Annotated in this window: 26 protein-coding genes; 10 read left to right on the plus strand and 16 right to left on the minus strand. The window is 63.1% G+C overall.

What is annotated here, in order from left to right; translation table 11 throughout:
* Positions 1-24: 24 nt before the first annotated feature.
* Positions 25-735: a beta-ketoacyl-ACP reductase gene (locus EDD25_RS00875; RefSeq protein WP_134171605.1), complete on the minus strand. Its 711-nt coding sequence runs from the start codon at positions 733-735 to the stop codon at positions 25-27.
* Positions 736-870: 135 nt separating this feature from the next.
* Between EDD25_RS00875 and EDD25_RS00880 the strand changes: the two genes are divergently transcribed.
* Together EDD25_RS00880 and EDD25_RS00890 are read left to right on the plus strand one after the other, a co-directional pair.
* Positions 871-1,185, plus strand: coding sequence for a DUF3099 domain-containing protein (locus EDD25_RS00880; RefSeq protein WP_134171606.1), 315 nt, complete (start codon positions 871-873; stop codon positions 1,183-1,185).
* A 220-nt stretch (positions 1,186-1,405) separates the two neighbouring features.
* Positions 1,406-2,254 carry an SURF1 family cytochrome oxidase biogenesis protein gene (locus tag EDD25_RS00890; RefSeq protein ID WP_134171608.1) on the plus strand — a complete coding sequence of 283 codons (849 nt, stop codon included), beginning with the start codon at positions 1,406-1,408 and terminating at the stop codon, positions 2,252-2,254.
* Positions 2,255-2,331: 77 nt separating this feature from the next.
* On the opposite strand, the gene EDD25_RS00895 is transcribed toward EDD25_RS00890, so the two are convergent.
* The 7 genes from EDD25_RS00895 to sufB form a co-directional block, all read right to left on the minus strand.
* On the minus strand, positions 2,332-3,930 hold the full coding sequence (locus EDD25_RS00895; protein WP_134171609.1) for an ABC-F family ATP-binding cassette domain-containing protein: 1,599 nt from the start codon (positions 3,928-3,930) through the stop codon (positions 2,332-2,334).
* Positions 3,931-4,025: 95 nt separating this feature from the next.
* Positions 4,026-4,649 (minus strand): TetR/AcrR family transcriptional regulator, encoded by a 624-nt coding sequence (locus EDD25_RS00900; protein ID WP_134171610.1) that lies wholly within the window; start codon positions 4,647-4,649, stop codon positions 4,026-4,028.
* Positions 4,650-4,791: 142 nt separating this feature from the next.
* Positions 4,792-5,121 (minus strand): metal-sulfur cluster assembly factor, encoded by a 330-nt coding sequence (locus EDD25_RS00905; protein ID WP_134171611.1) that lies wholly within the window; start codon positions 5,119-5,121, stop codon positions 4,792-4,794.
* Positions 5,122-5,125: 4 nt separating this feature from the next.
* Complete coding sequence (gene sufC, locus EDD25_RS00910; protein WP_134171612.1) at positions 5,126-5,890, minus strand: Fe-S cluster assembly ATPase SufC; 765 nt, start codon at positions 5,888-5,890, stop codon at positions 5,126-5,128.
* Positions 5,891-5,974: 84 nt separating this feature from the next.
* Positions 5,975-6,301 carry a non-heme iron oxygenase ferredoxin subunit gene (locus EDD25_RS00915; protein WP_134171613.1) on the minus strand — a complete coding sequence of 109 codons (327 nt, stop codon included), beginning with the start codon at positions 6,299-6,301 and terminating at the stop codon, positions 5,975-5,977.
* Positions 6,302-6,303: 2 nt separating this feature from the next.
* Complete coding sequence (gene sufD / locus EDD25_RS00920) at positions 6,304-7,491, minus strand: Fe-S cluster assembly protein SufD (protein ID WP_134171614.1); 1,188 nt, start codon at positions 7,489-7,491, stop codon at positions 6,304-6,306.
* Positions 7,492-7,533: 42 nt separating this feature from the next.
* Positions 7,534-8,952, minus strand: coding sequence for a Fe-S cluster assembly protein SufB (sufB, locus tag EDD25_RS00925; protein WP_134171615.1), 1,419 nt, complete (start codon positions 8,950-8,952; stop codon positions 7,534-7,536).
* A 288-nt stretch (positions 8,953-9,240) separates the two neighbouring features.
* Between sufB and EDD25_RS00930 the strand changes: the two genes are divergently transcribed.
* Both EDD25_RS00930 and EDD25_RS00935 read left to right on the plus strand, forming a co-directional pair.
* Positions 9,241-10,194: a COX15/CtaA family protein gene (locus tag EDD25_RS00930; protein ID WP_134171616.1), complete on the plus strand. Its 954-nt coding sequence runs from the start codon at positions 9,241-9,243 to the stop codon at positions 10,192-10,194.
* Positions 10,195-10,265: 71 nt separating this feature from the next.
* On the plus strand, positions 10,266-10,853 hold the full coding sequence (locus tag EDD25_RS00935; protein ID WP_134171617.1) for a hypothetical protein: 588 nt from the start codon (positions 10,266-10,268) through the stop codon (positions 10,851-10,853).
* Positions 10,854-10,999: 146 nt separating this feature from the next.
* On the opposite strand, the gene EDD25_RS00940 is transcribed toward EDD25_RS00935, so the two are convergent.
* From EDD25_RS00940 to EDD25_RS00965, 6 genes are all read right to left on the minus strand, one after another.
* Positions 11,000-11,767, minus strand: a complete 768-nt coding sequence (locus tag EDD25_RS00940; RefSeq protein ID WP_134171618.1) for an SDR family oxidoreductase — start codon at positions 11,765-11,767, stop codon at positions 11,000-11,002.
* Between the two features lie 256 nt (positions 11,768-12,023).
* Positions 12,024-13,022, minus strand: a complete 999-nt coding sequence (locus tag EDD25_RS00945) for a glycine betaine ABC transporter substrate-binding protein (protein ID WP_134171619.1) — start codon at positions 13,020-13,022, stop codon at positions 12,024-12,026.
* Positions 13,023-13,790, minus strand: coding sequence for an ABC transporter permease (locus EDD25_RS00950; protein ID WP_241986329.1), 768 nt, complete (start codon positions 13,788-13,790; stop codon positions 13,023-13,025). It abuts the gene before it with no gap.
* Between the two features lie 23 nt (positions 13,791-13,813).
* Complete coding sequence (locus tag EDD25_RS00955) at positions 13,814-15,067, minus strand: ATP-binding cassette domain-containing protein (RefSeq protein ID WP_134171620.1); 1,254 nt, start codon at positions 15,065-15,067, stop codon at positions 13,814-13,816.
* Entirely contained in the window at positions 15,060-15,701 is a 642-nt protein-coding gene (locus tag EDD25_RS00960) for an ABC transporter permease (RefSeq protein WP_134171621.1), read from the minus strand. Before EDD25_RS00960 ends, EDD25_RS00955 begins: the two co-directional genes overlap by 8 nt.
* A 178-nt stretch (positions 15,702-15,879) precedes the next feature.
* Positions 15,880-16,797: a heme o synthase gene (locus EDD25_RS00965; protein WP_134171622.1), complete on the minus strand. Its 918-nt coding sequence runs from the start codon at positions 16,795-16,797 to the stop codon at positions 15,880-15,882.
* Between the two features lie 325 nt (positions 16,798-17,122).
* On the opposite strand from EDD25_RS00965, the gene tkt reads away from it, so the two are divergent.
* The 6 genes from tkt to pgl all read left to right on the plus strand — a co-directional run bounded on the left by tkt (position 17,123) and on the right by pgl (position 25,387).
* Complete coding sequence (gene tkt / locus EDD25_RS00970) at positions 17,123-19,213, plus strand: transketolase (protein WP_134171623.1); 2,091 nt, start codon at positions 17,123-17,125, stop codon at positions 19,211-19,213.
* A gap of 114 nt (positions 19,214-19,327) precedes the next feature.
* Positions 19,328-20,458, plus strand: a complete 1,131-nt coding sequence (tal, locus tag EDD25_RS00975) for a transaldolase (RefSeq protein ID WP_134171624.1) — start codon at positions 19,328-19,330, stop codon at positions 20,456-20,458.
* Positions 20,455-22,062 (plus strand): glucose-6-phosphate isomerase, encoded by a 1,608-nt coding sequence (locus EDD25_RS00980; protein WP_134171625.1) that lies wholly within the window; start codon positions 20,455-20,457, stop codon positions 22,060-22,062. Before tal ends, EDD25_RS00980 begins: the two co-directional genes overlap by 4 nt.
* A gap of 51 nt (positions 22,063-22,113) precedes the next feature.
* On the plus strand, positions 22,114-23,655 hold the full coding sequence (gene zwf / locus EDD25_RS00985) for a glucose-6-phosphate dehydrogenase (protein ID WP_134171626.1): 1,542 nt from the start codon (positions 22,114-22,116) through the stop codon (positions 23,653-23,655).
* Positions 23,652-24,620, plus strand: coding sequence for a glucose-6-phosphate dehydrogenase assembly protein OpcA (locus tag EDD25_RS00990; protein WP_134171627.1), 969 nt, complete (start codon positions 23,652-23,654; stop codon positions 24,618-24,620). The genes zwf and EDD25_RS00990 overlap by 4 nt, the downstream gene beginning before the upstream one ends.
* Positions 24,617-25,387, plus strand: a complete 771-nt coding sequence (gene pgl / locus EDD25_RS00995; RefSeq protein ID WP_134171628.1) for a 6-phosphogluconolactonase — start codon at positions 24,617-24,619, stop codon at positions 25,385-25,387. Before EDD25_RS00990 ends, pgl begins: the two co-directional genes overlap by 4 nt.
* Before the next feature lie 68 nt (positions 25,388-25,455).
* Here pgl and EDD25_RS01000 read toward each other — a convergent pair whose 3' ends face one another.
* Both EDD25_RS01000 and secG read right to left on the minus strand, forming a co-directional pair.
* Positions 25,456-25,824, minus strand: a complete 369-nt coding sequence (locus EDD25_RS01000; RefSeq protein ID WP_134171629.1) for an RNA polymerase-binding protein RbpA — start codon at positions 25,822-25,824, stop codon at positions 25,456-25,458.
* A gap of 90 nt (positions 25,825-25,914) precedes the next feature.
* Positions 25,915-26,166 carry a preprotein translocase subunit SecG gene (gene secG / locus EDD25_RS01005; RefSeq protein WP_035835950.1) on the minus strand — a complete coding sequence of 84 codons (252 nt, stop codon included), beginning with the start codon at positions 26,164-26,166 and terminating at the stop codon, positions 25,915-25,917.
* Between the last annotated feature and the right edge of the window lie 29 nt (positions 26,167-26,195).

Here is a 26,195-nt window from a genome sequence, read left to right on the forward strand (position 1 = left end):
TGGTGTGCGCCTGCCTGCCGGGCGCTAGTGGCCCATCCCCAAGCCACCATCCACCGGGATGACAGCCCCTGAAATGTACCCGGCGTCGTCGCCGGCGAGCCAGGTGACGACGCGGGCAACTTCCGTCGGCGTTGCGAAGCGACCGGCAGGAATGGAACGCTTGTAGTCGGCCTGCGTCGTGTCCGGCAGCGCCGCGGTCATGTCGGTTTCAATGAAGCCGGGCGCCACAACGTTGGCGGTGATGCCACGAGACCCGAGCTCCCGAGTGATGGATCGCGCGAGTCCGACGAGGCCGCTCTTCGAAGCGGAGTAGTTCACCTGCCCGGCGGAGCCGTAGAGGCCGACGACGCTGGAGATCAGCACAATCCGGCCGAAGCGGGCCTTGAGCATGCCTTTTGACGCTCGTTTGACCACGCGGAATGCGCCACTGAGATTCGTGTCGATGACCGAGGTGAAGTCGTCATCGGACATGCGCATGAGCAGCGTGTCCTTCGTGATCCCAGCATTGGCCACGACAACGTCGACCGGGCCGTAGGCGGCTTCGATTTCCGTAAACGCGGCGTCAATGCTCGCAGCGTCCGTCACGTCGGCGCGAACGGTGAGGCTGCCCTCCGGCCCGTGGCCGGAACGTGAGGTCACGGCCACTCGGTGACCGTGGGCCAGGAACTCCTCCGCAATGGCAAAACCGATGCCTCGGTTGCCGCCGGTAACGAGGACGGTTCGTGTCGTTGTCATGCACATTCCTAACAGTCGTGGCGCGGCAAAACTTTCGCCCGCCGATTCACAGCTTAAGGCGTCTTCGGGATCTCGTAGCGAGACGTAAACTGGACGCAGCGGACAGTCATCCGCTGTAGTGGAGCGTATTCCGACATGAAGCAGCAGTCGATCACCTCACTTCCCCTCTCCCCCGAGGCGGAACGGCGCAGTCGCATGATCAAGTACACGGTTGCCATGGGGATTCGCATGGTGTGCATCGTGCTGATGCTGTTTGTCCATGGCTGGTGGCTTCTCGTCTGCGCGATCGGCGCGATCGCGCTTCCCTACTTCGCCGTCGTCATGGCCAACGTGCAGTCCAATCCCCGCGGCGCTCAGGTTCTGCGGCCCGGCACCGTTGAGCGCTATCGCGGTGACGGTGCAGCGATGAACGATTCGGTTCCGCGCACAGCCAGTCGGGACGATCAGTGATTGGCTTGGGCGCCCCGCTCGACTCGGCGACGTGTTCGCGAGCCGACTGCCGCGACGCCGCCGTATGGCGCCTGGACTGGCGCAATCCCAGAATCCACAGCGAAGATCGGGTGAAAACCTGGCTCGCGTGCAGCCACCATGTTGACTACCTCCGTGAGTTCCTCACCATGCGCGACTTCCCCCTGCGGGTGGCACCACTAACTGCAACGGACGTGCCCACATGAACGCATGGAAATTCGCGTTCACGCGTCGCTGGGCCGGTTACCTGGCCCTCACGATCCTGTTCGCGGCGGTGTGCTCCGGGCTCGGCGTCTGGCAGCTTGCGCGCCGCACGGAGGCGCTTGTCGAAGTGTCCAAGATCGACGCGAACTACGACTCATCCCCGATGCCGCTTGCGGAGGCCCTCCCCCGCCTGGACTCATTCGCGGAGTCTCAGAAGTGGCTCCCCGTCACTATGACGGGCACCTACCTCGTCGAGGAAGAGCTCCTGGTGCGAAACCGACCGCTCAACGTCCGCCCGGGCTTCGAGGTACTGACTCCGCTGCGGTTGAATGATGGGACCGTCTTCGTGGTCAACCGCGGCTGGCTGCCAACAGGCGACCGCCAGGATGCCCCCGATGTCGTTCCGGCACCGCCCGCCGGCCAGGTCACGGTCGTCGCGCGGCTGAAGGCCGGTGAGCCCACACTGAACAACCGCACGGCCAGTGGCAACCAGATCGCCACCATCAATCTGACGGATCTTGCCGGGCGCCTCGGACAACCCCTCTACACGGGAGCCTACGGGCTGCTCGATTCCGAGAATCCCGGGCCGCTCGGGACGCAACCGACGGCCGTGCTGAAACCGATCAGGGACGAGGGCCCGCACCTCTCCTACGCGCTGCAGTGGTTCGTCTTTGGGCTGATCGCCTTCGTGGGACTGGGGTGGTCGGTCCGTGAGGAATACCGCACCGTGAACGCGGCGGATCCCGCCGAGCGCGGACGCGCGGACGAACGCGATCGCAAGCGAGCGGCGAAGCCGCGCAACGATGCCGAGATAGAAGACGAGCTCCTCGATCGGCAGGGCCGCTAGACGCAGGCGCAACAATGCCGAACCGGACCGCGCGATTGCAGGGTCCGGTTCGGCATTGGTCGTCCCAGTTCGACTGGCTAGGAGAGCTCGATCAGGTCGAGGTAGTCCTTGTTCCAGTGGTCTTCTGTTCCCTCTGGCATGATGAGCACGCGTTCCGGGTTGAGGGCCTGCACAGCGCCCTCGTCGTGGCTCACGAGCACAACGGCACCGGCGTAGTGCGCCAGGGCATCGAGGATCTCTTCACGGCTCGCCGGGTCGAGGTTGTTAGTGGGCTCGTCAAGAAGCAGAACGTTCGCACCGGACACGACGATCATCGCGAGGGCCAGGCGGGTCTTCTCTCCTCCGGAGAGAACGCCAGCGAGCTTGTTGGCGTCGTCTCCGGTGAAGAGGAACGAGCCGAGCACGCGGCGCGCCTCCATGTCCGTGATGCTGGGAGACGAGGACACCATGTTCTCGAGTACAGAGCGCTTCACGTCAATGGTCTCGTGTTCCTGGGCGTAGTAGCCGATGCGCAGGCCGTGTCCGGGCTCTATGCGCCCGGTGTCCGGCTCGTCGACTCCGGCGAGCATCCGCAGCAGCGTGGTCTTTCCCGCACCGTTGAGGCCGAGGATAACGACCTTGGAGCCACGATCGATCGCGAGGTCCACGGCCGTGAAGATCTCGAGCGAACCGTAACTCTTCGAGAGGTCGGTGGCCATGAGCGGCGTGCGTCCACAGGGCGAAGGCTCGGGGAAACGCAACTTGGCCACGCGTTCGACGGCGCGCACGGCATCAAGCCCGGACAGGAGCTTCTCCGCACGGGCCACCATCTGGTGAGCCGCCGCAGCCTTGCTCGCCTTGGCTCCGAACTTGGCGGCCTGAAGCTGCAGCGTTGACGCCTTCTTCTCGGCGTTGGAGCGCTCCTTCTTGCGGCGTTCGGCATCTGCCGTGCGCTGCAGGAGGTAGTTCTTCCAGTTCATGTTGTAGATGTCAATCATCATCCGGTTGGCATCAAGGTAGAAGACCCGGTTGACCGTCTCGCCGACGAGTTCGATGTCGTGGCTGATGATGATGCATCCGCCGCGGTAGTTCTTCACGAATTCGCGCAGCCAGGCCACGGAATCGGCGTCAAGGTGGTTAGTCGGCTCGTCGAGGATCATCATTTCGGCGGCAGAGAACAGGATGCGTGCCAGTTCGATGCGGCGGCGCTGACCACCCGACAGGGTACTGAGCGGCTGATCGAGAATATGATCGGGAAGCTTGAGGTTGCTGGCGATCGAGGCGGCTTCCGCTTCGGCCGAGTAGCCGCCGAGCCCGTTGAACTCGTCGGTCAGGCGACCGTACTTCTTCATGGCCGCGGCGCTGATCTTCGGGTCAGGATCGGCCATTTGCAGGCTGGATTCCTGCATGCCGAGCGCGATCGTCCCGAGCCCGCGGGCGTCGAGGATCCGGGTGCGGGCGAGCATGGAGGGGTCTCCGGCACGGGGGTCCTGCGGCAGGTATCCGATCTCGCCGGAGTGGCTGATCGAACCCTTGGTGGGGTTGGTCTCGCCCGCGAGGGTCTTCGTGAGCGTTGTCTTGCCGGCGCCGTTGCGTCCGACCAGTCCGATCTTGTCGCCGTGTGCGACACGGAAGTTCACGCCCTCCATGAGCACGCGAGCTCCAACGCGAATTTCGAGATCTTGCACGTTGAGCACAGCAATAGTCCGATCAGGGGGGTGGTGGGAGTGTCTGGATCAAGTGGTCCAACTGATCAGTATAATTGTCTTCCGGTGCGATCGCGCACACTCCCCTATACGAGAGCCCCGTGGAACGTCTTTTCGAGCCATTCCCGGTACGATTCGACGGACCATCCGACCTCAAGAACGAGTGTGCGATAGACCTGCGGATGTCCGATGGCCCAGATAGCGGCGGCGCCCTCGTGATCGCTCAGCCCCGTTCGCAGGCCGCGCCGGACGCGAAGCACCGTGGCGACCTCGCCGTACCCTCGCAAGCGCGTTACATCCTGCCTGCGGGCGAATTCGGCAACGTCGGGGTCGATCACAGCGGCCTCGGTGACGACCCGCAGTATGCCCGCCGTGCGTTCATTCACGACCTGGCACCAGGCCGCGAGAATTCGAATGATCTCCGAGGGGTTTCGTGCCTCCTCGATCTTGTGACGCATCGACGCCGACACGAGGTCGGGGGCATCCGCTTGTTCGGCCACCCGCTCCAGAATGGCTGCAAGCACTTCGGCCTTTGTGCCGACGGAGTTGTAGATGGTCTGCACCGCCACGTTCGCGTCGGTCGCAATGTCTCCGATCGATACGGCAACGTACCCACGGCCGAGCATGAGGCGCCCGGCGGAGGAAACGATGTCTTCACGTGTTGCCAGGGCCTGCTGCGCCCGCCGGGGTAGTCCTGCACCTATAGCCATGGATCTTAGAATAGCCTCCTAATCAATGGAATAGGTATCCAGTGACGCGCGGAGTACCCGGTCACGTGACTTAAACAGCGATACCCCGGATGCCTGGGCAACCGGGGTATCGCTCGTGTACATGTACCGGCGTGGAACAGCCTTACATGGAGAAGCCGAGGGCGCGCATCATGTCGCGACCGTCATCGGTGATCTTCTCCGGCCCCCACGGCGGCATCCAGACCCAGTTGATACGGAACTGGTTGACGACCCCGTCGAGGGCTTCTGCGGTCTGCTCCTCGAGCACGTCGGTCAAGGGGCAACCGGCGGACGTCAGGGTCATGTGGATGATAAGCGCGTCGTTTTCGTCATCCCAGCCGAGATCGTAGATCAGTCCAAGATCTACGACGTTGATGCCGAGTTCCGGGTCCATGACGTCTTTGAGTGCCTCTTCGATTTCGTCGAAGCGCGCCGGGCTGAGGGTTGAAACCATGCCTCTAGCCTACGTTCGAGGGCGTCAGAAAGCGATCGTAGCCTTCGTCTTCCAGACGGTCAGCAAGCTCGGGGCCACCCTGCTCGGCGATGCGGCCATTCACGAACACGTGCACGAAGTCCGGCTGGATGTAGCGCAGGATTCTCGTGTAGTGGGTGATCAGAAGCAGTCCGAGGCCGGTGTTCTCCTTGGCACGGTTGACGCCCTCCGACACGGTCTTGAGCGCGTCAACGTCCAGCCCGGAGTCGGTCTCGTCGAGAACAGCGAACTTGGGCTTGAGGAGTTCAAGCTGAAGGATCTCGTTGCGCTTCTTCTCGCCGCCGGAGAAGCCTTCGTTGACGTTTCGCTCGGCGAACGTCTTGTCCATCCGCAGCGCGGCCATGGACTCGCGTACGTCCTTGATCCACTTGCGGATGGGGGGTGCCTCGCCCTCGATGGCGGTCTTGGCGGTGCGAAGGAAGTTGGTGACGGTAACGCCGGGAATCTCGACCGGGTACTGCATGGCCAGGAACAGGCCGGCGCGGGCGCGCTGGTCCACGGTCATGGCCAGCACATCGGCGCCGTCGAGGGTGATGGATCCACTCTCGACCTTGTACTTCGGGTGGCCGGCGATCGTGTACGCGAGGGTGGACTTGCCCGACCCGTTCGGGCCCATGATGGCGTGAATCTCGCCCTCTTTGATGGTGAGGTCGACGCCGCGCAGGATCTGCGTAACGCCCTGATCGGTCTGGACGCTGACGTGCAGGTCTTTTATCTCAAGAACTGACATGAATGTTATTCGCTTTCTGAAGTGACTTTAGCTGTGACGGCGCCGCGGGTGAAGCGAGCGCCAGCTGATAGGTGGGGGGAACCGCTAAACGGCCACGATGACTGCGGGATCGATGTAGATATCGCCGTCGATGAGTTCAACCTGGTAGACGGGTACCGGGTCATAGGCCGGCAGCGTGAGCGGCTTGCCGGTCGTGAGGGAGAACATGGACCCGTGGGCCCAGCATTCCAGGGTCTCGCCTTCGACGAACCCCTCCGAGAGCGAGATGTCGCCGTGCGTGCAGGTATCGCCAATGGCGAAGACCCCACCGTTCGCATCGCGCACGAGCGCGATCGCGACACCGTCGATGTCGACCTTGACGGCCTGATTGGGTTCAAGCTCGTCAAACGCGCAAATCTTCGTGGCTGCCATGATTACTTTCCGTCCGTGATGACGAGCTCTGCTTCGATGGCGAGAAGCAGGCGAGCCTCGAGTTCGGGTGAGCCAATCTTCTGTACGATTTCCGTGAGGAATCCGCGAACGACCAGTCGGCGCGCTTCCTCCTCAGAGATACCGCGAGACTGCAGGTAGAAGAGCTGCTCGTCGTCGAAACGTCCCGTGGCGCTGGCGTGACCGGCACCGACGATGTCGCCGGTTTCGATCTCCAGGTTCGGAACGGAGTCGGCCCGAGTGCCCTCGCTGAGCACGAGGTTGCGGTTCTGCTCGTAGCTGTCCGTGCCGGTACCCTTGCTGCCGATCAGCACATCGCCGATCCACACAGTGTGGGCAGCCTTCCCCTGCAGGGCGCCCTTGTAGTTGACGCGGCTGCGGCTCTGCGGAGCATCGTGGTTCACGTACACCTGCTGTTCGAGGTGTTGACCCGCATCGGCGAAGTAGAGACCGAGCAGGTCGGTGTCCGACCCGCTTCCGGCCAGGCGAATTGACGGGCTCACGCGAACGATGCGACCACCGAGCGAAACGACAACGTGCTTGAGGCGGGCGTCCCGACCCACGGATGCGAAGTGGTTGCTGAGGTGCACCGCCTCGTCGTCCCATTCCTGAACCGTCACAACGGTGAGGTTCGCCGATTCGCCGAGAATGATCTCGACGTTTTCGGTGAGCCTGGCTTCACCTGAGTTCTGCAGGATGACCGTTGCTTGGCTGAACGGCCTGGCTTCGATGATCGTGTGCGCGGCACGCGGGGCATAACCCAGCGCAGCGCGCGTGATGGTGATCTCTTTGGCCTCTTCACCGTTCACGGTGATGGCCAGCGCCTTCTCGAAGCCGGTCCAGGCGTTCGCAGAGGCGCGCTCCTCCGGCGCGCCGGCGAGACCAATGCGACCGTCGGAGCGTTCGACCCACTCAACGCTCACGTCGGTGCTGTCGGTCGACTCGATCTCATACGGGGAACCATCAAGGTCACCCGCGAGAAGATCGGTGAACTTTGCTACCGGAAGGTACTTCCAGACGGCTTCGCGACCGGTGACGGTTTCGAAGTCGGCGACGTTTGTGCTCTTGAATCGGGCCGAACGGGTCTGCACGGGTACGTAGCCGAAGCGTCCGTCCGCGTGCTTGCTCACCTTGACAGGCTTGGCAGGTTCGGTTGTAGCCGCAGTGGGCATGGCTGTTGAAGCGCCCTTAGTTGGCGCAGTGGCTGCGGACATTTAGCCGACAGATCCTTCCATGCCCATTTCAATGAGCTTGTTGAGTTCAAGGGCGTACTCCATTGGGAGCTCCCGGGCAATCGGTTCGATGAAGCCGCGCACGATCATGGCCATGGCCTCATCTTCGGGCATTCCACGGCTCATGAGGTAGAACAACTGTTCTTCGCTCACGCGGGACACGGTCGCTTCGTGACCCAGCTGCACATCGTCGACACGGATGTCGATCGCAGGGTAGGTGTCCGATCGCGACTTGGTGTCGACGAGGAGCGCATCGCAACGTACTGTATTGGCCGAGTGGTGTGCGGTGGCGTCCATACGGACCTCACCACGGTAGCCACTGCGTCCGCCGCCTCGAGCGATGGACTTGGACACGATGGAGGACTGCGTGTGCGGCGCCATGTGGATCATCTTGGCACCAGCGTCCTGGTGCTGACCGGGGCCGGCGAAGGCCACGGACAGCGTCTCGCCCTTGGCGTGCTCGCCCATCAGGTAGATGGACGGGTACTTCATGGTGACCTTGGAACCGATGTTGCCATCGATCCACTCCATCGTCGCGCCCTCGCCGGCCGTGGCCCGCTTGGTAACGAGGTTGTAGACGTTGTTGGACCAGTTCTGGATGGTCGTGTACCGAACGCGAGCGTTCTTCTTCACGACAATCTCCACCACGGCAGAGTGCAGCGAGTCAGACTTGTAGATCGGTGCGGTGCAGCCCTCAATGTAGTGAACATAGCTGCCCTCGTCGGCGATGATCAGTGTGCGCTCGAACTGGCCCATATTTTCCGTGTTGATGCGGAAATACGCCTGCAGCGGGATCTCGACGTGCACTCCGGGCGGGACGTAGACGAACGATCCGCCCGACCAGACTGCGGTGTTGAGCGCAGCGAACTTGTTGTCGCCGGAGGGGATGATCGTGCCGAAGTACTCTTCGAAGAACTCCGGGTGCTCCTTGAGCGCCGTGTCGGTGTCCATGAAGATGACGCCCTGAGCTTCGAGTTCCTCATTGATCGTGTGATATACAACTTCGGACTCGTACTGGGCGGCGACACCGGAAACGAGGCGCTGGCGCTCTGCTTCGGGAATACCCAATTTTTCGTACGTGTTCTTGATATCGTCGGGCAGGTCTTCCCAGGTCTGGGCCTGCCGCTCCGTGGAGCGCACGAAGTATTTGATGTTGTCAAAGTCGATCTCAGACAGATCGGCGCCCCAGGTGGGCATCGGCTTGCGCTCGAAGAGCTGCAGGGCCTTAAGGCGTCGCTGCAGCATCCAATCGGGCTCAGACTTCAGATTGGAAATATCCGTGACGACCTCGGGAGAAATTCCGCGGCGAGCGGATGCCCCGGCTTTGTCCGAGTCGGCCCATCCGAATTCGTACGTGCCCAACCCTTCAAGGTCGGGGCGGTCTAGCAGAACATCCGACATATTTACCTCTTCTCTACCCACAACAACCCGGATATTAGTCCGGTCATTCCCGAATCGTTCCCTGTCGAAAAACTGGACTGGGGGAACGAAACAGAATGGATTGCGTGGACAGCTTCATTGCGAACCTAGAATATTCACGGACCACGTTTTCGTTAGCGCGGCCAACTGGCGTGCACTCATGAAATTACGTGGAACCCCGATTCTACAGGCTGTTCGCAGCGATTGTTGTGCTTGCCGGGGTATTCACATGCGCACCCCTCCTGGAACGCAGAACAGAAAGCTGAACCGATGAATCGTATGTCGTCATGGTTGCCCTCCGTCATCGACTCGCGCACGCGGATGATCGCGTGGATCTACCTCGTGGCGCAGATCCTGCTCGTGGGTACGGGAGGCCTCGTCAGGTTGACGAGTTCCGGGCTCGGGTGCCCAACGTGGCCAAGATGCACGGCCGATTCGATCGTGAACACCCCGGAAATGGGCATCCACGGGGTCATCGAATTCGGAAATCGTTTGCTGGGCGTGGCGCTCGGGCTGCTCGCCATCGTCGCCTTCCTCGCCGTCGTGCGGCTCCGACGTGAGCGACCTGACCTCTTTCGGTTGACGCTTCTTGCCGGACTCGGGATTCCGGCTCAGGCGGTCATCGGCGGGATCAGCGTGCTCACGCAGCTCAATCCGTATGTAGTGGGATTTCATTTCGTGATTTCGGTGCTGCTCGTCGCGCTGTGCACCGCATTCGTGCACCGCGTGTACACCGGCAATGCGCCTCGCTCCCTCGCAGTGCCCCGCAGGGTTCTGATTACGGCGTACGTGACGAGCGTGGTGGTTCTGGTGACCATCATTGTGGGTATTCTCACCACGGGTTCTGGCCCCCACGCCGGCGACGCGGAGGCACCGCGGAACGGATTGAACTCGGAGCTTCTGCAACACGTTCACAGCTGGCCGGCCTACCTGACCCTCGCCCTGACCCTCACGCTGCTGGTCTTCGTGTTCCGTGCCCGCTTACCCATGCGGCGCTGGGTCGCGCTTCTGCTCGGCGTCGAACTCCTGCAGATCGCCGGCGGTCTCGTGCAGGCCAATTTGGGACTGCCGCCGTTGCTCGTCGGCATCCACATGGTGCTCGCCTGCGTGCTGGCCGCGTCGATGACGGCCGTCATTCTCCACCTCAAGCAAACGGATGCCGCTGGGCAGGCCGCGAACAACCCGATCCGCACCGGGGCGTCCACCCGCCGCTCGATGTCCTGAGCCGGGAGGAATTCCCTGTTTCCGGCGGAAAATTCGGACACCACGAGGCAGACCCGGTGTATTCTCCATGCATGCATCTCGTCGAGAGAGCCGTTTGGGAACCGCCGGACGATGAGTCACGTCTGGTGGAATTTGGGCCGCCCATATTCGGATTCGTACCCCAGCCACGACTTCAGGAGCGGGGCTGGGACTGGTACTCGTCCCATGGCGTCACCCTGGAGGCGGAAGCGCACTATTGGCTTGCCGACCGAACGGGAAACTTCTGGTTCGAGGATTCACCGGTCGGCCCGGTGGGACTTGCCGAGTTGCGCGGATTCGTCTTCACCGACCGGTCTGGGTCAACAAAACGCGGTGGCGATCCGATCCGTGACGCGCTCAATCAGCACCTACAGTACGTCGTCATGAACCACACCAAGAACCCGCATGAATTCGGGTCCAAGGAGTGGGCAGACCTGCACACACGCCAACAGAATCAGGTCGAGCAGTCCCGGGCCCAGAAGGCGGACCTTCAGGTCGAACAGAACCTCTACCCCGCAATTGCCGTCACCGTGGCCCGGTTTCGGGCCACGACCGCAGCCATCAGCGGGCGAATCGTCACGGTCGTGCTGCACGAGGCAGACGTCGACAAGATCGAACCCGTGCTGACTCGCCGCCTCTAAGCGTCGATCCACCGGCCCACCGGCCGGTGATGTTGCGTAGTGGTTGTGCGGCATTGGGCGGGGTGGTCAGGTGGTGGATGGCCGCGGTGGGACACACACGACACGCACCGGCGACCTCTTCGATGAGAGCGGGGACCTGGAATCAACTACTCGCGGGGCGTTGCCCAGGGGGCGTGGTCTGTGTAGTGGGAGAGGCCAGCGGTTTCGCCGCCGTCGGCAACGAACTCCGCACCGGTAGAGAAGCTTGATTCATCGCTGGCCAGGAAGAGCACGAGGTTGGCTACTTCGCGGGGTTCACCGATGCGGTGCAGCGCGACGTGATTCTGCGGCAGGTCGAGCCCCTCAGTCATCGGCGTTCTGATCGCACCGGGGTGCACGGAGTTCACGCGAACGTTGTACCTGGCCAGGTCGAGTGCGACCGCCTTGGTGAGGCCTCTCACGCCGAACTTGGCGGCGGTGTAACCGGGGAGCGCTTCGTATCCGTGTAGTCCAGCCGTTGACGAAATGTTGATGATCGATCCGGCCCTGGACTTCGTGATCTCGAGGGTTGCTGCCTTAATGCCAAGGAACACGCCGGTGAGGTTGATCGCGATGATCGTGTTCCACGACTCGACCGTATACTCCTCGATGGGGCCGAAGTTGACGATGCCGGCGTTGTTCACCAGGATGTCGAGGCAGCCGAAGGTGTCGACCGCGGTCCTGACCGCGACCTCCCAGTCGTCGAGTTTCGTGACGTCGAGGTGAACGAACCGAACGCCGTCGCCGAGTTCCGCAGCGAGGGCTGTGCCCTCATCATCGAGGATGTCGCCCAGCACGACCTTCGCGCCTTCCTGAACGAGCAGCCGGGCCTGCGAGGCTCCCAGCCCTCGGGCTCCACCGCTGATGAGTGCCACTTTTCCGCGGACGCGTTCCATGGAGGTTTCCCTTTCCATCATGCTCGTGGAGAGACGGCGTCATCCCGTCACGGCTGAAGCTACACCCGTTGGTCGCCATGGTGGTGGAATAGTCAGGCACCGAGCTGGACCTATGGAACAGCTCAGCCAAGAGATGCCCTCCTGATGGGTGAATAGTTGTTGGGGTAACAACTATTCCCCCTGATCAAGAGGGTATTTTCTGCTCAACGGGTCGCTACGGCCTCACGTCGACCGGTGGATCGAGGTTGCGGTGCGGTTACGCGGGATCGGTGATGAACCCTTCGGATTTCATCCATTCGAACGCCACGTAGGCGGGTTCCTCGCCATCGACGTCGACTTTGCGGTTGAGAGAGCGCAGAACCTCGTTCGTGAGGCTCGGGGATATCTGGGCGAAGACGTCCATCAGCTCGGGATACTGCGTGAGCGTCTCTGTGAAGAACACGGGGGCAACGTTGTACGCCGGGAAGAATCCGAGGTCGTCCTCCAGCACGGAGAGGTCGAGGGCATCGATACGCCCGTCGGTCGTGAAGACTTCGCCGAAGTTGCACGCACCGCTGTCCGTCGCACTGTAGATGGCGCCGGTGTCGTAGATTCCCACGTTCTCGTCCGGTACACCGTCCGCGGCTCCCCTCGTCAGCCCGTAGTGCTCGAGCATCGGGTTCAAGCCATCGGGTCGTGAGTTGAACTCGGCCTCGACACAGAATGTGCGGTCCTCGACCGGAAGCGCAGCGAGCTCGGACATCGTGGTGATTCCACCGAGCTCGGCTACCGCCTCGCTCCGCACACCCAACGCATAGGTGTTGTTCATTGGCGCCGGAGCACCCCAGGTTAGACCGTTGTTGATATCGATGTCGTACACGGCCTGCCATTGCTCCTGCTGGTCCGGAATGGCCGTGGTCTGTCCCATGTACGTGAGCCAGGCCGTTCCCGTGTACTCCCACAGGAGGTCTGCCTGCCCCGACAGAATGAGTTCACGGGCGGGTTGGCTGCCGGGGACGTTGCTCAGGTCGTTCACCGTGAATCCCGCTGCGGATGCGGCAAGCACGGCGATCTTCCCCAGGATGAGCTGCTCAGTATAATTCTTCGACGTGACGGTCAGTTCCGCGCCATCGACGCCGGAAACTGGTGTGATCGACCCCGGGCCGAGCGCGGGAACGAACGCGGTCGCCGGCTGTAGACCACAGCCGGAGAGCGCCAGCCCTGCAACGGTCAGGACTCCGGCCACGAGCGAGAAGCGACGGTACTTCGAAGACATTTAGATTCCCTTCGGGCGAGCGACGTGTTCAACGACGCGTCCGACCCAGTCGATCAACAGGGCCAGCAGGGCAACAAGCACGGCACCGGTCACGAGAACGACCGTGAGATTGAGATTGACGCCGGTCGTGATGAGAATTCCGAGCCCCCCACCATTGATGAAGGTGGCGAGTGCGGCCGTGCCCACGAGCAGGACCAGTGCCGTCCGAATGCCGGACAGCATCACCGGAACCGCGAGGGGCAGCTCGACCTTGAAGAGAACCGCAGTCGCGCTCATACCCATTCCGCGACCCGCCTCCACCAAACGCGGGTCCACTTGCTGCAGGCCCACCATGGTGTTGCGCAGTACCGGGAGTACCGCGTACAGCACCAGACCCACGGTGGCTGCCCAGAATCCGAAGCCGAGCCAGAAGGCCAGGAGAACGACCACACCAACCGCCGGGGCGGCCTGCCCGACGTTTGCGAGGGCGAGGATCGGTCCGGTGAAACGGCGCAGGGGGCGCCGAGTGAGCAGGATGCCAACGGGGATGGCAAGGGCCAGCACGATGACAGCGGCGAGCAGCGTGAGCTGGAGGTGCTCAACGGTGTACCCCCACAGCGCATCGGGGGCCAGCGTGTTGAGCTCCGTGGGAGTGAGCTTGGCGGTGAGCAGCCAGACGACCAGTGCCAGGAAGGCGGCGAGGATACCGGCGAGCTGGAAGACGAGGCCCCTCCACGCCAGCCAGCGCGTCCGGGCCAGCGTCGGGACGACGGCCGGAAGGGTGGTCACGGGCGAACCGGTCACGACGGTGCTCACGGCTGGGCCGGCTCACCAGTAGTGGCGGCGGCTGCAGCCTGGAAGACGCCGGTGTTCAGGCCCACCGGCGCATTCGCCGACTGCACGGCTGCGGCGCCCTGCGCCTTCGTAATCGCGTCCATGATCGTTTTTACGTTGATGACGCCCTTGAACATATCCCGGCGTCCGGTCACGAGCGCGGCTCCGGCGCTCGATACGAGCATCGTATCCAGCGCATCGTTCAGGGTCGCCCGGTAGCCGACGACGGGAAGCTTCGGGTCGGGGACGTTCGTAATTGTCTCCAAACGCTCCAGCTGGCGCAGCGAGAGCCACTGGATCGGACGGTCGCGTTCGTCCACGATGACCGCGTGGCCATGCCCGGCCGTCTCTGCCCGGCTCAGCACGTCTGCGGCCCGCTCCCCCGGTTTACCGACAACGGCTTCGCCCAGCCCCACCTCGGCCACCCGGGTGAGGGTGAGCTGTTTGAGCCCGGCACCGGACCCGATGAAGTCCTCGACGAACTCGTTGGCGGGTTCCGCCAGAATTCGCTCTGGCGTGTCGTACTGCACGAGCTGGGCGCCCTCGTTGAAGATTGCGATCCAATCCCCAAGTTTGACTGCCTCATCGAAGTCGTGTGTGACACAAACGATGGTCTTCTGCAGTTCCTCCTGAATGCTCAGGAGTTCGTCTTGCAGGCGTAGCCGGGTGATCGGGTCGACGGCGCCGAAAGGCTCATCCATGAGCAGCACGGGCGGGTCAGCGGCCAAAGCACGCGCGACACCCACGCGTTGCTGCTGTCCACCGGACAGCTCATTGGGGTACCGATCGCGGTACAAAGCGGGGTCCAGCGACACGAGTTCGAGCAGCTCATCGACACGTGCCGCAATGCGGGCCTTGTCCCAACCCAGCATCTTGGGGACGATGCCGATGTTGGTGGCGACGGTCATGTGGGGGAACAGGCCGCCGGCCTGGATGACGTAGCCGATGCCGCGTCGGAGTTCGTCACCGTTCATGCCGGTCACGTCATTGCCGCCGACGACGATCTTGCCCTCCGAGGGCTCAATCAAACGGTTGATCATTTTGAGTGTCGTGGTTTTGCCACACCCGGACGGTCCGACCAGCATCACGATCTTGCCCGCCGGAATCTCCATGGTGAGACCAGCGACAGCCGGCTTTTCCTGCCCAGGGAATCTCTTCGTCACCACGTCAAGCAGAATGCTCACACCGGTGACCTCGATGGATGGGACGGATTCTGTAGTTGATTCAGACACGGATACCTCGCGGAGTTGTCAGCCGGCCGAGGCCGACGAGAAGAAGATCAAGAATGAGGGCGAGCACGATGACGCCGATGACACCCGTCAGGACCGATTCAAGAGAATTGGCGCCGCCGAGCCTGGAGAGTCCGGAGAAAATGAATCCGCCCAGACCCGGACCGAGGGCGTACGCGCTGATTGCCGCGATACCCATGACCATCTGGGCTGACACCCGAACCCCGGTCAAAATGACGGGCCAGGCAATCGGGAGCTCAACCTGCAGCAGGGTCCGGAACCGACTCATCCCGATACCGCGGGCCGATTCGACGATTGCGGGCGAGACTCCGGAGAGCCCCACGACCGCATTTCGCAGGACGGGGAGCGTGGCGAAGAAGGTCACCACAATGACGGCCGGCAAGACCCCGAAACCAATAGGGGCGATGAGGAGACCGATGAAGGCGAAGGACGGAATCGTCAGTCCAATGGCCGAAACGGAGTTCGCGACCGCGCTGAGGCTCTTGCTGCGATACACGAGCGCGGCGAGAACGACGGCGAGGAGAGTGGCGAGCAAGAGGCATTGCACCACGAGACTGAAGTGCTGCCAGCTTGAGAACAGGATTTGATCAAACCTGTTCCCTAGAAAATCCAACACTTTCAAACCCACTTCGCTTCGATGACTTTGGGGCACCGACACCGACACTCGCGACGATGTCGCCGTGCCGAGCCCTACGCGGTAGCGGGCCCAGGTCCGCGGTGAGGGTGTAGGCCCACTATATACGTATGACTACATTGTGGGTTTTGACACAATTCTCTCGTTGACCGCGCGGGCGCTAGAACGGCAGGAGCGGATCAACACCGACGGCCACGAAGAGCAGGGTGAGATACGCGATGGAACCGTGGAAGACCCGCATCGGCGAGACGTGCTCGTGACGGATGGCGAGGTTGTAGAGACGGTGGGTCTCGTAGATGAACCACCCTCCCGTGACAATCGCGACGAAGGTGTAGGTCAGCCCCATCCCCGCCAGGGGAATGAGCAGCATCGAGCAGGCGACGGTTGCCCAGGCGTACAGGATGACCTGGAGCCCGACCTGCGCGCGGCCACGCACCACCGCGAGCATGGGAACCCCAGCGGCCTGATAGTCGGAGCGGTACTTCATGGACAGCGGCCAGTAGTGCGGAGGGGTCCAGAGGAAAATGATCATGAAGAGAATCATCGGGGGCCAGGAAAGGTCCCCCGTAACGGCCGCCCAGCCGATGAGCACGGGCATGCAGCCGGCTACACCACCCCAGACGATGTTCTGCGCGGTGCGGCGCTTGAGAATGATCGTGTAAAACACGACGTACAACAGGATCGCCGCAAAGGACAATGCCGCGGCGAGCCAGTTCGTGAAAATCCACAGCCAGGCAATCGAGGCCACGCCCAGCGCGTAAGCGAAGATCAGCGCCTCGCGATCGCTGAGCTCCCCGGTAACGAGCGGACGATTCTGCGTACGGTGCATGAGACGATCGATGTCACGGTCGATGTAGCAGTTGAACGCACCGGCAGAACCTGCGCTCAGGGCTCCCCCAATGAGCGTCGCGAGCACGAGCCACAGGCTCGGAATCCCGCGCTCCGCGAGGAGCATGGTCGGGGCCGTCACGACCAGGAGCAACTCGACGACCCGGGGTTTTGTCAACGACACGTAGGCCTTGAGCGTGCGCTTCAGCGTACGCGGAGTTCTCTCGATGGTCTGAAGGGCGACGTCCATTAATCCTCGAATGCTAGGCAGTTCTACCAATTGTAGATCACCATTTGGCTCTTCCACGCAAGTGACATGTAACGTCATTTCGCGAAAAAAGGGGCTTTCGTCCCTATACTGGTACTGCTCCCCACAGTGAAACAGTAGTTCGGCGAGCCCCCGGGTGGGAGATGGCCGCATCATGCGGGCCAACTCGCTGGGGGTGACATTTTGCATGCAGTCCCGCGTTCGTAGGCGCGGCACCGCGATGCGAGAACGTTTGCCGACAATTGCACAACTATTAAAGGATGGGTTGAGCTCAACCCGCCTTCGTTTGAATGAAGGGTTACGTGACGTGGCAGCTTTCCAGTGGGATTCCATTGACGATCAGGCGGTAAATACCGCACGAATTCTCGCGGCAGATGCCGTCGAAAAGGTGGGGAACGGGCACCCGGGAACGGCGATGAGCCTCGCCCCCGCCGCCTACCTCCTCTTTCAGAAGGTCATGCGCCGTGACCCGGCCGACAACGACTGGCTCGGTCGCGATCGGTTCATCTTGTCCGTCGGGCACAGTTCTCTCACGCAGTATGTTCAGTTGTACCTCGGTGGTTACGGCCTCGAACTCGACGATTTGAAGGCACTGCGCACCTGGGGTTCCAAGACCCCCGGTCACCCCGAATTCGGCCACACGGCCGGCGTGGAGATCACCACCGGCCCCCTCGGCCAGGGACTGGCTTCCGCCGTGGGATTTGCCTACGCGTCCCGCTTCGAGCGCGGACTGTTCGACCGGGACGCATCCGTCGGCCAGAGCCCCTTCGACCACTTCGTTTACGTGATTGCGGGCGACGGCGACCTGCAGGAGGGCATCACGTCCGAGGCCTCCTCCCTCGCGGGCCACCAGCAGCTGGGCAATCTGATCGCCATCTACGACAGCAATCAGATCTCCATTGAAGACGACACGAACATCGCCTTCACCGAAGACGTCGCAGCACGCTACGAGTCCTACGACTGGCACGTCCAGACGGTGGATTGGAAGAAGACGGGCGAGTACGTCGAGGACGTAGCTGCCCTCAACGATGCCATCGCCGCAGCCCAGGGCGTGACCGGCAAGCCATCGCTCATCATCCTCAAGACCATCATTGGGTGGCCGAGTCCGAAGAAGCAGAATTCCGGAAAAATCCATGGTTCTGCACTCGGCGCCGAGGAACTCGCTGGAGTCAAGACGGTTCTGGGCTTCGACCCGGAGAAGACCTTCGACGTGGCCGACGATGTCATCTCCCACACCAGGGAGGCACTCGTGCGCGGTGCGCAGGAGCACGCCGACTGGAATGTTCGATTCGATGCCTGGGCGGCAGCGAACCCGGAGCGTAAGGTCCTGCTCGACCGCGTCCGCAGCGGCGACCTGCCCGACGGCGTCGAGGAGGCCCTCCCGGTTTTCCCGGCCGGCACCGCGGTGTCGACGCGTGCGGCCTCCGGCAAGGTTCTGAACGCCCTGGGTCCCGTCATCCCCGAACTGTGGGGCGGCTCGGCTGACCTCGCCGAGTCGAACAACACCACCATCGCCGGTGCGGCATCGTTCGTCCCGAGTGAGCATTCCACTGGCGCCTGGACCGGCAACACCTACGGTCGCGTTTTGCACTTCGGAATCCGTGAGCACGCCATGGCGGCCATCCTCAACGGCATCGTGCTGCACGGCAACACGCGTGCCTTCGGAGGCACCTTCCTCATCTTCAGTGACTACATGCGTCCGGCAGTCCGTCTCGCCGCGCTCATGAAGGTGCCGTCGATCTTCGTCTGGACCCACGACTCCGTCGCCCTCGGCGAGGACGGCCCCACACACCAGCCGATCGAACAGCTCGCCACTCTGCGCGCCATTCCGGGTCTCGATGTGGTTCGCCCCGGCGACGCAACAGAAACGGCGTGGGCGTGGAAGACGATCCTCGAACGTCGCAACGGTCCGGCAGGCATCGCCCTGACGCGGCAGAACATCCCCGTGTTCGAACGCGGTGAGGGCGCCGCATCCGGCGAAACATTCGCCTCGGCCTCCAACGTCGCTCGCGGAGCGTACGTGCTCGCGGAAGCGGCCGGCGGAACCCCCGACGTGCTGCTGATCGCCACGGGCTCAGAGGTGCAGCTGGCCGTTGAGGCGCGGGCCCAGCTCGCCGGAGAGGGCATCAGCGCCCGCGTGATTTCGGCTCCCTGCCTGGAATGGTTTGACGAGCAGAGCGCCGAGTACCGTGAGTCCGTTCTTCCCGCGAGTGTCACGGCCCGGGTATCGATTGAGGCCGGAATCGCGTTGACCTGGAGCAGGTACGTCGGTGACCGTGGTCGCAGCATTTCCATCGAGCACTTCGGTGCGTCGGCGGACTACAAGACCCTCTTCCGTGAATTCGGCATCACCACTGAAGCCGTGGTGGCAGCAGCCAAGGATTCCATCGCCAGCTAGTGGGCACCACGCACAACAGAACGACAGCGAAATCGCAGAGCAGTGAAATCGCAGAGCAGTGAAAACAGCACCGATATCGCACAGCAGAAACGCCTACAGAGGAGATTTACGACTATGACTGAAACCACCACCCCCCTCGCCGACCTCTCGGCCGCCGGAGTCAGCATTTGGCTCGACGACCTGTCCCGGGACCGGATCGTCTCCGGTGGGCTGCAGCAGCTCATCGACAACAGCAATGTCGTCGGGGTGACGACCAACCCCACGATCTTCGCCGGTGCACTCGCCAAGGGCGAGGCCTACACGGAGCAGGTTGCGGCGCTGGCTGCTGCCGGCACCAGCGTGACCGATGCCGTCTTTGAGATCACGACGGATGACGTCACCGCAGCGAGCGACATCTTCCGCCCGGTGTATGACCGAACGAACGGCGTCGATGGACGAGTCTCCATTGAAGTTGAGCCGGGTCTCGCCAGGGACACCGCCGGCACGGTCGCCCAGGCTCGTCAGCTGTGGGCCAAGGTCAACCGCCCGAACGCGATGATCAAGATTCCCGCGACGATCGAAGGCCTCGAAGCCATCACGGCCACGATCGCAGCCGGCATCAGCGTCAACGTGACGCTGATCTTCAGCCTCGAGCGTCACCGCCAGGTCATCAACGCCTACCTGACCGGGCTCGAGCAGGCCAAGGCCGCGGGGATCGATCTCTCCACCATCCACTCCGTCGCGTCCTTCTTCGTCTCGCGCGTCGACACCGAGATCGACAAGCGTCTGGTTGCCCTCGGAACGGATGCCGCGATCGCCCTGAAGAGCAAGGCCGGCGTCGCCAACGCCCAGCTCGCGTATGAAGTTTTCGAGCAGGCATTCGCCTCCGAGCGCGCCCGCGGACTCCTCAAGGCCGGCGCCAACAGGCAGCGTCCGCTGTGGGCGTCAACTGGAGTCAAGGACCCGAGTCTTCCTGACACCCTGTACGTGACCGAACTGGTTGCCCCTGCCGTCGTCAACACGATGCCGGAAAAGACCATGCAGGCTGCGGCCGACCACGCGGTGGTGCCGGCCGACTCCATCACGGGGTCCTATGCCGCTGCCAACGCCGTGCTCGACGCCCTCGCCGCCCAGGGCATCTCTTACGACGACGTCACGCGCGTCCTCGAAGAAGAAGGCGTATCGAAGTTCGTCGTGTCGTGGGACGAGCTGCTTGAGACGGTCGCCGCCGCCCTGTCCGCGGCAGAGACCTCGGTCGTCCGTTGAGCTTCCGCATCGGTGTCAGCGGCTCCGCCGCCGACGCGGTTCGCCGCGTGGTTCCAACCCTGGTTGACGACCTTGTGGCGTCGAGCATCACGACCCTCGACCCCTCCCTCTGGGGTTCGGACGCCGAGGCGGAAGCGGCCAAGCGTCTCGGATGGACCGAGTCGGTAGCCATTTCCCGGCCCCTCGTGGCTGAGATCACGGCGCTGAGGGAGTCCCTGCACGCGGCCGGAGTGACCCGGATCGCCCTCGCCGGCATGGGCGGTTCGTCGCTCGCTCCCGAGGTCATCACCAACACCTCGGGCGTCAACCTCACCGTCCTCGACGCCACGGACCCCGGCCAGGTCCTCGCGGCGCTGTCGGATCACCTTGAGTCGACCGCGCTCGTCGTATCGTCCAAGTCCGGTTCAACGGTCGAGACAGATAGCCAGCGTCGCGTCTTTGAGCGCGCGTTCCGTGCCGCGGGCATCGATCCGGCAGAGCGCATCATCGTCGTGACCGATCCCGGTTCGCCGCTCGAGGAATCCGCCCGGGCCGCTGGCTACCGCGTCTTCAACGCCGACCCCAACGTCGGCGGCCGGTACTCCGCCCTGACCGCGTTCGGCCTCGTGCCTTCCGGACTTGCCGGGGTCGACATCGGGGAAATCCTCGATGAAGCCGAATCGGTATTGCTCTCGCTCGCCGTGGACTCGCTCGACAACCCCGGACTCGTTCTCGGTGCGGCCATTGCCTCGGCCCAGCCGCGCCGCGACAAGCTCGCCATCGTCGCCGACGGAACACACATTGTCGGCTTCGCTGACTGGGTCGAGCAGCTCATCGCCGAATCGACCGGCAAGCTCGGTACCGGCATTCTGCCCGTCGTTCTCGACCTCGACGCACCCGAACTGGCGGCGAACCTCCCGGACGTGCAGGTCGTTCGGGTCGTGGCGGACGCGGGTGTGGACATCTTTGCGGATCAGGACGGACGCGACGAAATTCGGGTCAGCGGGACCCTCGGCGCTCAGTTCCTCGTGTGGGAATACGCGACCGTGGTGGCCGGACGCCTCTTGGGGATCAACCCCTTCGACCAGCCCGACGTCGAATCGGCCAAGATCGCCACCCGCGGTTTGCTCGACTCCCGCCCGGAACCTGAGCCGGCCGCTTTCATCGCGGACGGCATTGAGGTGCGCGGCACCCCCCATGTCATTGGTGCTGCGAGCGACCTCGCGTCGGCGATCGATGCCCTGCTCGAAGAGCTTGGCCCTGACGGCTACGTCGCCGTGCAGGCGTACGTCAACCGGCTGGCACTCCCCCAGCTCGCAGGGATTCGCTCGAAGCTCGCGACGCTGTCCAGACGTCCGGTCACGTTCGGATGGGGACCTCGGTTCCTGCACTCGACCGGCCAGTTCCACAAGGGCGGCACCGCAACGGGCGTGTTCCTGCAGATTCTCGCAACGCCCCCGGAGGATCTTTCCATTCCGGATCGTCCGTTTACCTTTGGGGAACTCATCCAGGCTCAGGCCAGCGGGGATGCGAGCGTTTTGGCCGAACACGGTCGTCCCGTGCTCACCCTCACGCTCACCTCACCCGAAGAAAATCTCGATACGCTCTTCGAGGCGCTGGGCTAGCCTGGCACTCCAGCGTTCATCCGCTTCCCGCTTTCATCCCTTAGGAGCTGCATGTCCCCGGTGGAAATTACCCCGGAGTTCAATCCGTTGCGTTCACCCTCCGATTACCGTCTGAATCGCATTGCCGGGCCGTCCAGCCTCGTGATCTTCGGCGTGACCGGAGACCTGTCGCGGAAGAAACTCATGCCCGCCGTTTACGACCTGGCCAATCGTGGCCTGCTTCCGCCGGGCTTCGCGCTCGTCGGATTCGCACGCCGCGAATGGGACCACCAGGACTTCATGCAGGTCGTGCACGATTCGGTGAAGCAGTATGCGCGCACGGAATTCCACGAGGACGTGTGGGCGCAGCTCGCCGAGGGCATCCGTTTTGTTCCGGGCACCTTCGACGATGACGCTGCCTTTGAGGTGCTCAAGGAGACCATCGCCCAGCTCGACCGGGACCGGGGAACCATGGGCAATCACGCCTTCTACCTCGCGATTCCCCCGAAGGCCTTTCCGCTCGTCACCGAGCAGTTGCGGCGTTCGGGGCTCGCGGAGCAGAAGGACGGCCAGTGGCGACGCGTTGTCATTGAGAAGCCGTTTGGAAGCGACCTCAAAACCGCGCGTGAACTCAACGACGTCGTCGAATCCGTGTTCCCTCCCGACTCCGTCTTTCGGATCGATCATTATCTCGGCAAAGAAACGGTTCAGAACATTCTGGCGTTCCGTTTCGCGAACCAGATGTTCGAACCTCTCTGGAATGCCAACCATGTGGAGCACGTCCAGATCACCATGGCCGAGGACATCGGCGTGGGCGGTCGGGCCGGTTACTACGACGGCATCGGCGCCGCTCGCGACGTCATTCAGAACCACCTTCTGCAGCTCCTCGCCCTGACGGCGATGGAGGAGCCGATTTCCTTCGCCGCGGCGGACCTCCGCGCGGAGAAAGAAAAGGTGCTGGCCTCCGTGCACCTTCCGGAAGACCTGGGTCTTGGCACCGCACGGGGGCAGTACACCGGTGGCTGGCAGGGGGGCGAGAAAGTTGTCGGGTTCCTTGACGAGGACGGGATGAATCCCGAGTCTCTCACCGAGACCTACGCGGCCCTGCGCCTCACCATCGACAACCGTCGCTGGTCGGGGGTCCCCTTCTACCTGCGCGCCGGCAAGCGCCTGGGCCGACGCGTGACCGAAATCGCCGTGGTTTTCAAGCGTGCGCCCCAGTACCTGTTCGCAGAGAGCCAGACAGCCGAACTCGGCAGCAATGCACTCGTCATTCGCGTGCAGCCGGACGAGGGTGTGACCATCCGTTTCGGCTCCAAGGTTCCGGGCGCCGGCATGCAGGTGCGCGACGTGACCATGGACTTCGGCTACGGCCACGCCTTCACCGAAGCAAGCCCCGAAGCCTACGAGCGTCTCATTCTCGATGTGCTGCTCGGAGACCCGCCGCTGTTCCCGCGCCATGAGGAAGTCGAGCTTTCCTGGAAAATCCTCGACCCGATCGAGGAATACTGGGCCACGAAGGGCCAGCCGGAGCAGTACCGACCGGGCACGTGGGGCCCGTCATCCGCTGATGAATTGATGGCCCGAGATGGCCGTACCTGGAGACGCCCATGATCGTCGATCTGCCTGACACCACGACCGCCAAGATCTCCAAGGCTCTCGTGCGAATTCGCGAGGAGAGCGGCGCCGTCGCCCTCGGCCGCGTTCTCACCCTCATCATCTCCTCCACGCTTGGTCAGGAGGAGGAGGCGATCGCGGCGGCCAACGACGCCTCCCGCGAGCACCCCATGCGGGTCATCGTGGTGTCGACCGAGCACGTTGATGCGGTGAACTCCTCGGGCACTCCCCGCGTTGACGCGGAGATTCGCGTTGGCGGTGACGCCGGCGCGAGTGAGGTCATCCTCTTGCGCGTCTATGGGGACGCCGCGAGCGATCCGGAGAGCCTCGTGACGGGCCTTCTCCTGCCGGATGCGCCCGTGGTCGCCTGGTGGCCCGGTGCCGCCCCCGCCGTGCCCGCAGATTCTCCCCTGGGACGCATTGCGTACCGACGGATTACGGATGCCTCGGCGCAGCCTGACCCGCAGGGCGCGCTCCAGCACCTGCGCTCAAGCTACCGGCCGGGCGACACGGACTTCGCGTGGACCCGCCTGACACTCTGGCGTACCCAGCTCGCTGCGGTCCTCGATCAGCCTCCCTACGAGCCGGTCATCGCCATCCAGGTCACCGGCGCGGCGGATTCCCCCTCGACGACGCTTCTGGCGGCGTGGCTGCACCTGCAGCTCGAGGTGCCGGTGAACTGTGAGCTGACACGTGGCACGCACACGAACGGCATGCACGGAGTGAACCTCACGCGCGCCGGGGGTGTGATTTCACTCGAACGCGAGCAGACCGGCGTTGCGACCCTGATCCAACCGGGTCAGCCCGTGCAGGATCTGGCCCTGCGTCGACGCAGTCTGCGCGACTGCCTCGCCGACGAGCTCCGGCGACTTGATCCCGATGACCTGTATGGTGAGGTCATCACGCGCGGCCTCCCGCTCTTGGAGAACGTGGTGAACTCACAGACCGGAGCATCAGCGTGACGAATGAACGACGAGTTTTGGTCCACCAGAACAAGCAGGCCCTCGCCGGCTCGGTGGCCGCCCGATTCATCACCAAGATGGTCGATGTTCTGCACGAAGAACCCGAGGCCAACGTCGTCCTCACCGGCGGGTCCGTGGGCATCGCCGTTCTGGAAGCGATCAACGAATCGGCGGCCAGGGACACGATCGATTGGCCCCGCGTCAGTTTCTGGTGGGGCGATGAGCGTTGGGTCCCCCGTGCCGATGCCGACCGGAACGAGCGTCAGGCTCGAGAGGCCCTTCTCGACCACATCGCGGTCCCGGAGTCGAACATTCATCCGTTCCCGGCGTCCGACGACGATCTCAGCCTCGAGGAGGCTGCCGCGCAATACGCGTCCGAACTGGCGGATTTGGCACCGTATGGGGGCTCGCTGCCACGATTCGACATCACGTTCCTCGGCGTTGGTCCCGACGGACACGTGGCCTCGCTATTTCCGCACGGAAGCGGAATTCGGGAGAACGTGGCGAGTGTTATTCCGGTGCGTAATTCGCCGAAACCCCCCGCGGATCGCCTGTCTCTCACCCGCCCGGTGCTGAATTCTTCGGAACGGGTATGGATGGTGTTGGCCGGGTCGGACAAGGCGTCCGCGCTCGGGTTGACCCTGGCCGGTGCGAGCCGGGACGAGGTGCCGGCCGCCGGAATCAAGGGCCGCAAGCGCACGGTCTTCTTTGTGGATAATGAGGCTGCCGCCGAGGTGCCGGAGAATCTCATCGCCCCGTCGTACTAGGCGCAAGCCATAGATCACAAAGAAAGGCTCAACCACCGCGGTGGTTGAGCCTTTTTTGTGGCTTGCGACTAGTTCGTGGGGCTCAGTTTTCCCCGGCGAACACGCAGCTGGTTGAGTGCCTCTTCGAGAAGAGACTCAGCCTCTTCTTCGCTGCGACGCTCCTTGACGTACGCGAGGTGCGTCTTGTAGGGCTCCAGTTTGACGACGGAAGGAGGATTCGCCTTGTCGCGTCCTGCCGGGAGTCCCGAAGACGGGCAATCGATGGTGGCGGGGATCTCCTCGTCAGGAAGGGTTGCCGCGAAGTAACGAACGGTCTCGTTTCCGAGGGCGTCCCAATAGGACACCTTGATCCGGTCAGCGTGGAAACCACGGTCCTGCTCACCCATGGGGCCAGCTCCTACACGTGAGCCCCGAATTGCACTACCACCAGATGCCATTTTTTTCCTCCCATTGAAAAGCAACTCAGCGTGGCGCACGCACCGCCTGCGCCGACTTTTATTACTGGTACTACTACGATGCCTGAGGTGCTAGGCGCCCGTATCAAACTTGGTGATCAACCCGAGCACCACGATGCACGTAATCCACAGTAGGCCTAGTATGACCGTTATGCGGTTGAGGTTACGTTCGGCCACACCCGACGCGCCCAGGTTTGAGGTGACGCCACCGCCGAACATGTCGGACAGCCCCCCGCCCCGACCCTTGTGCAACAGAATGAGCATGGTGAGCAGAAGACTCGTAATTCCTACGAGGACCTGCAACACAACCTGGAGAATCTCCACACGAAACCTTTCACAAATGCGGTGGGCGC

The organism is Cryobacterium psychrophilum (genome assembly GCF_004365915.1).
In the GTDB taxonomy this organism is placed as follows: Bacteria; Actinomycetota; Actinomycetes; order Actinomycetales; family Microbacteriaceae; genus Cryobacterium; species Cryobacterium psychrophilum.

Excerpts from the sequence above, each read along its gene's own strand:
- EDD25_RS00930 (WP_134171616.1), top strand. The coding sequence starts at position 9,241 with ATGAATCGTATGTCGTCATGGTTGCCCTCCGTCATCGACTCGCGCACG.
- sufB (WP_134171615.1), bottom strand. The coding sequence starts at position 8,952 with ATGTCGGATGTTCTGCTAGACCGCCCCGACCTTGAAGGGTTGGGCACG.
- EDD25_RS00900 (WP_134171610.1), bottom strand. The coding sequence starts at position 4,649 with ATGGCTATAGGTGCAGGACTACCCCGGCGGGCGCAGCAGGCCCTGGCA.
- EDD25_RS00875 (WP_134171605.1), bottom strand. The coding sequence starts at position 735 with ATGACAACGACACGAACCGTCCTCGTTACCGGCGGCAACCGAGGCATC.
- EDD25_RS00905 (WP_134171611.1), bottom strand. The coding sequence starts at position 5,121 with ATGGTTTCAACCCTCAGCCCGGCGCGCTTCGACGAAATCGAAGAGGCA.
- EDD25_RS00935 (WP_134171617.1), top strand. The coding sequence starts at position 10,266 with ATGCATCTCGTCGAGAGAGCCGTTTGGGAACCGCCGGACGATGAGTCA.
- EDD25_RS00880 (WP_134171606.1), top strand. The coding sequence starts at position 871 with ATGAAGCAGCAGTCGATCACCTCACTTCCCCTCTCCCCCGAGGCGGAA.
- EDD25_RS01000 (WP_134171629.1), bottom strand. The coding sequence starts at position 25,824 with ATGGCATCTGGTGGTAGTGCAATTCGGGGCTCACGTGTAGGAGCTGGC.
- EDD25_RS00940 (WP_134171618.1), bottom strand. The coding sequence starts at position 11,767 with ATGGAACGCGTCCGCGGAAAAGTGGCACTCATCAGCGGTGGAGCCCGA.
- EDD25_RS00890 (WP_134171608.1), top strand. The coding sequence starts at position 1,406 with ATGAACGCATGGAAATTCGCGTTCACGCGTCGCTGGGCCGGTTACCTG.
- EDD25_RS00915 (WP_134171613.1), bottom strand. The coding sequence starts at position 6,301 with ATGGCAGCCACGAAGATTTGCGCGTTTGACGAGCTTGAACCCAATCAG.
- EDD25_RS00945 (WP_134171619.1), bottom strand. The coding sequence starts at position 13,022 with ATGTCTTCGAAGTACCGTCGCTTCTCGCTCGTGGCCGGAGTCCTGACC.
- EDD25_RS00965 (WP_134171622.1), bottom strand. The coding sequence starts at position 16,797 with ATGGACGTCGCCCTTCAGACCATCGAGAGAACTCCGCGTACGCTGAAG.
- zwf (WP_134171626.1), top strand. The coding sequence starts at position 22,114 with ATGTCCCCGGTGGAAATTACCCCGGAGTTCAATCCGTTGCGTTCACCC.
- tal (WP_134171624.1), top strand. The coding sequence starts at position 19,328 with ATGACTGAAACCACCACCCCCCTCGCCGACCTCTCGGCCGCCGGAGTC.
- EDD25_RS00990 (WP_134171627.1), top strand. The coding sequence starts at position 23,652 with ATGATCGTCGATCTGCCTGACACCACGACCGCCAAGATCTCCAAGGCT.
- sufC (WP_134171612.1), bottom strand. The coding sequence starts at position 5,890 with ATGTCAGTTCTTGAGATAAAAGACCTGCACGTCAGCGTCCAGACCGAT.
- sufD (WP_134171614.1), bottom strand. The coding sequence starts at position 7,491 with ATGCCCACTGCGGCTACAACCGAACCTGCCAAGCCTGTCAAGGTGAGC.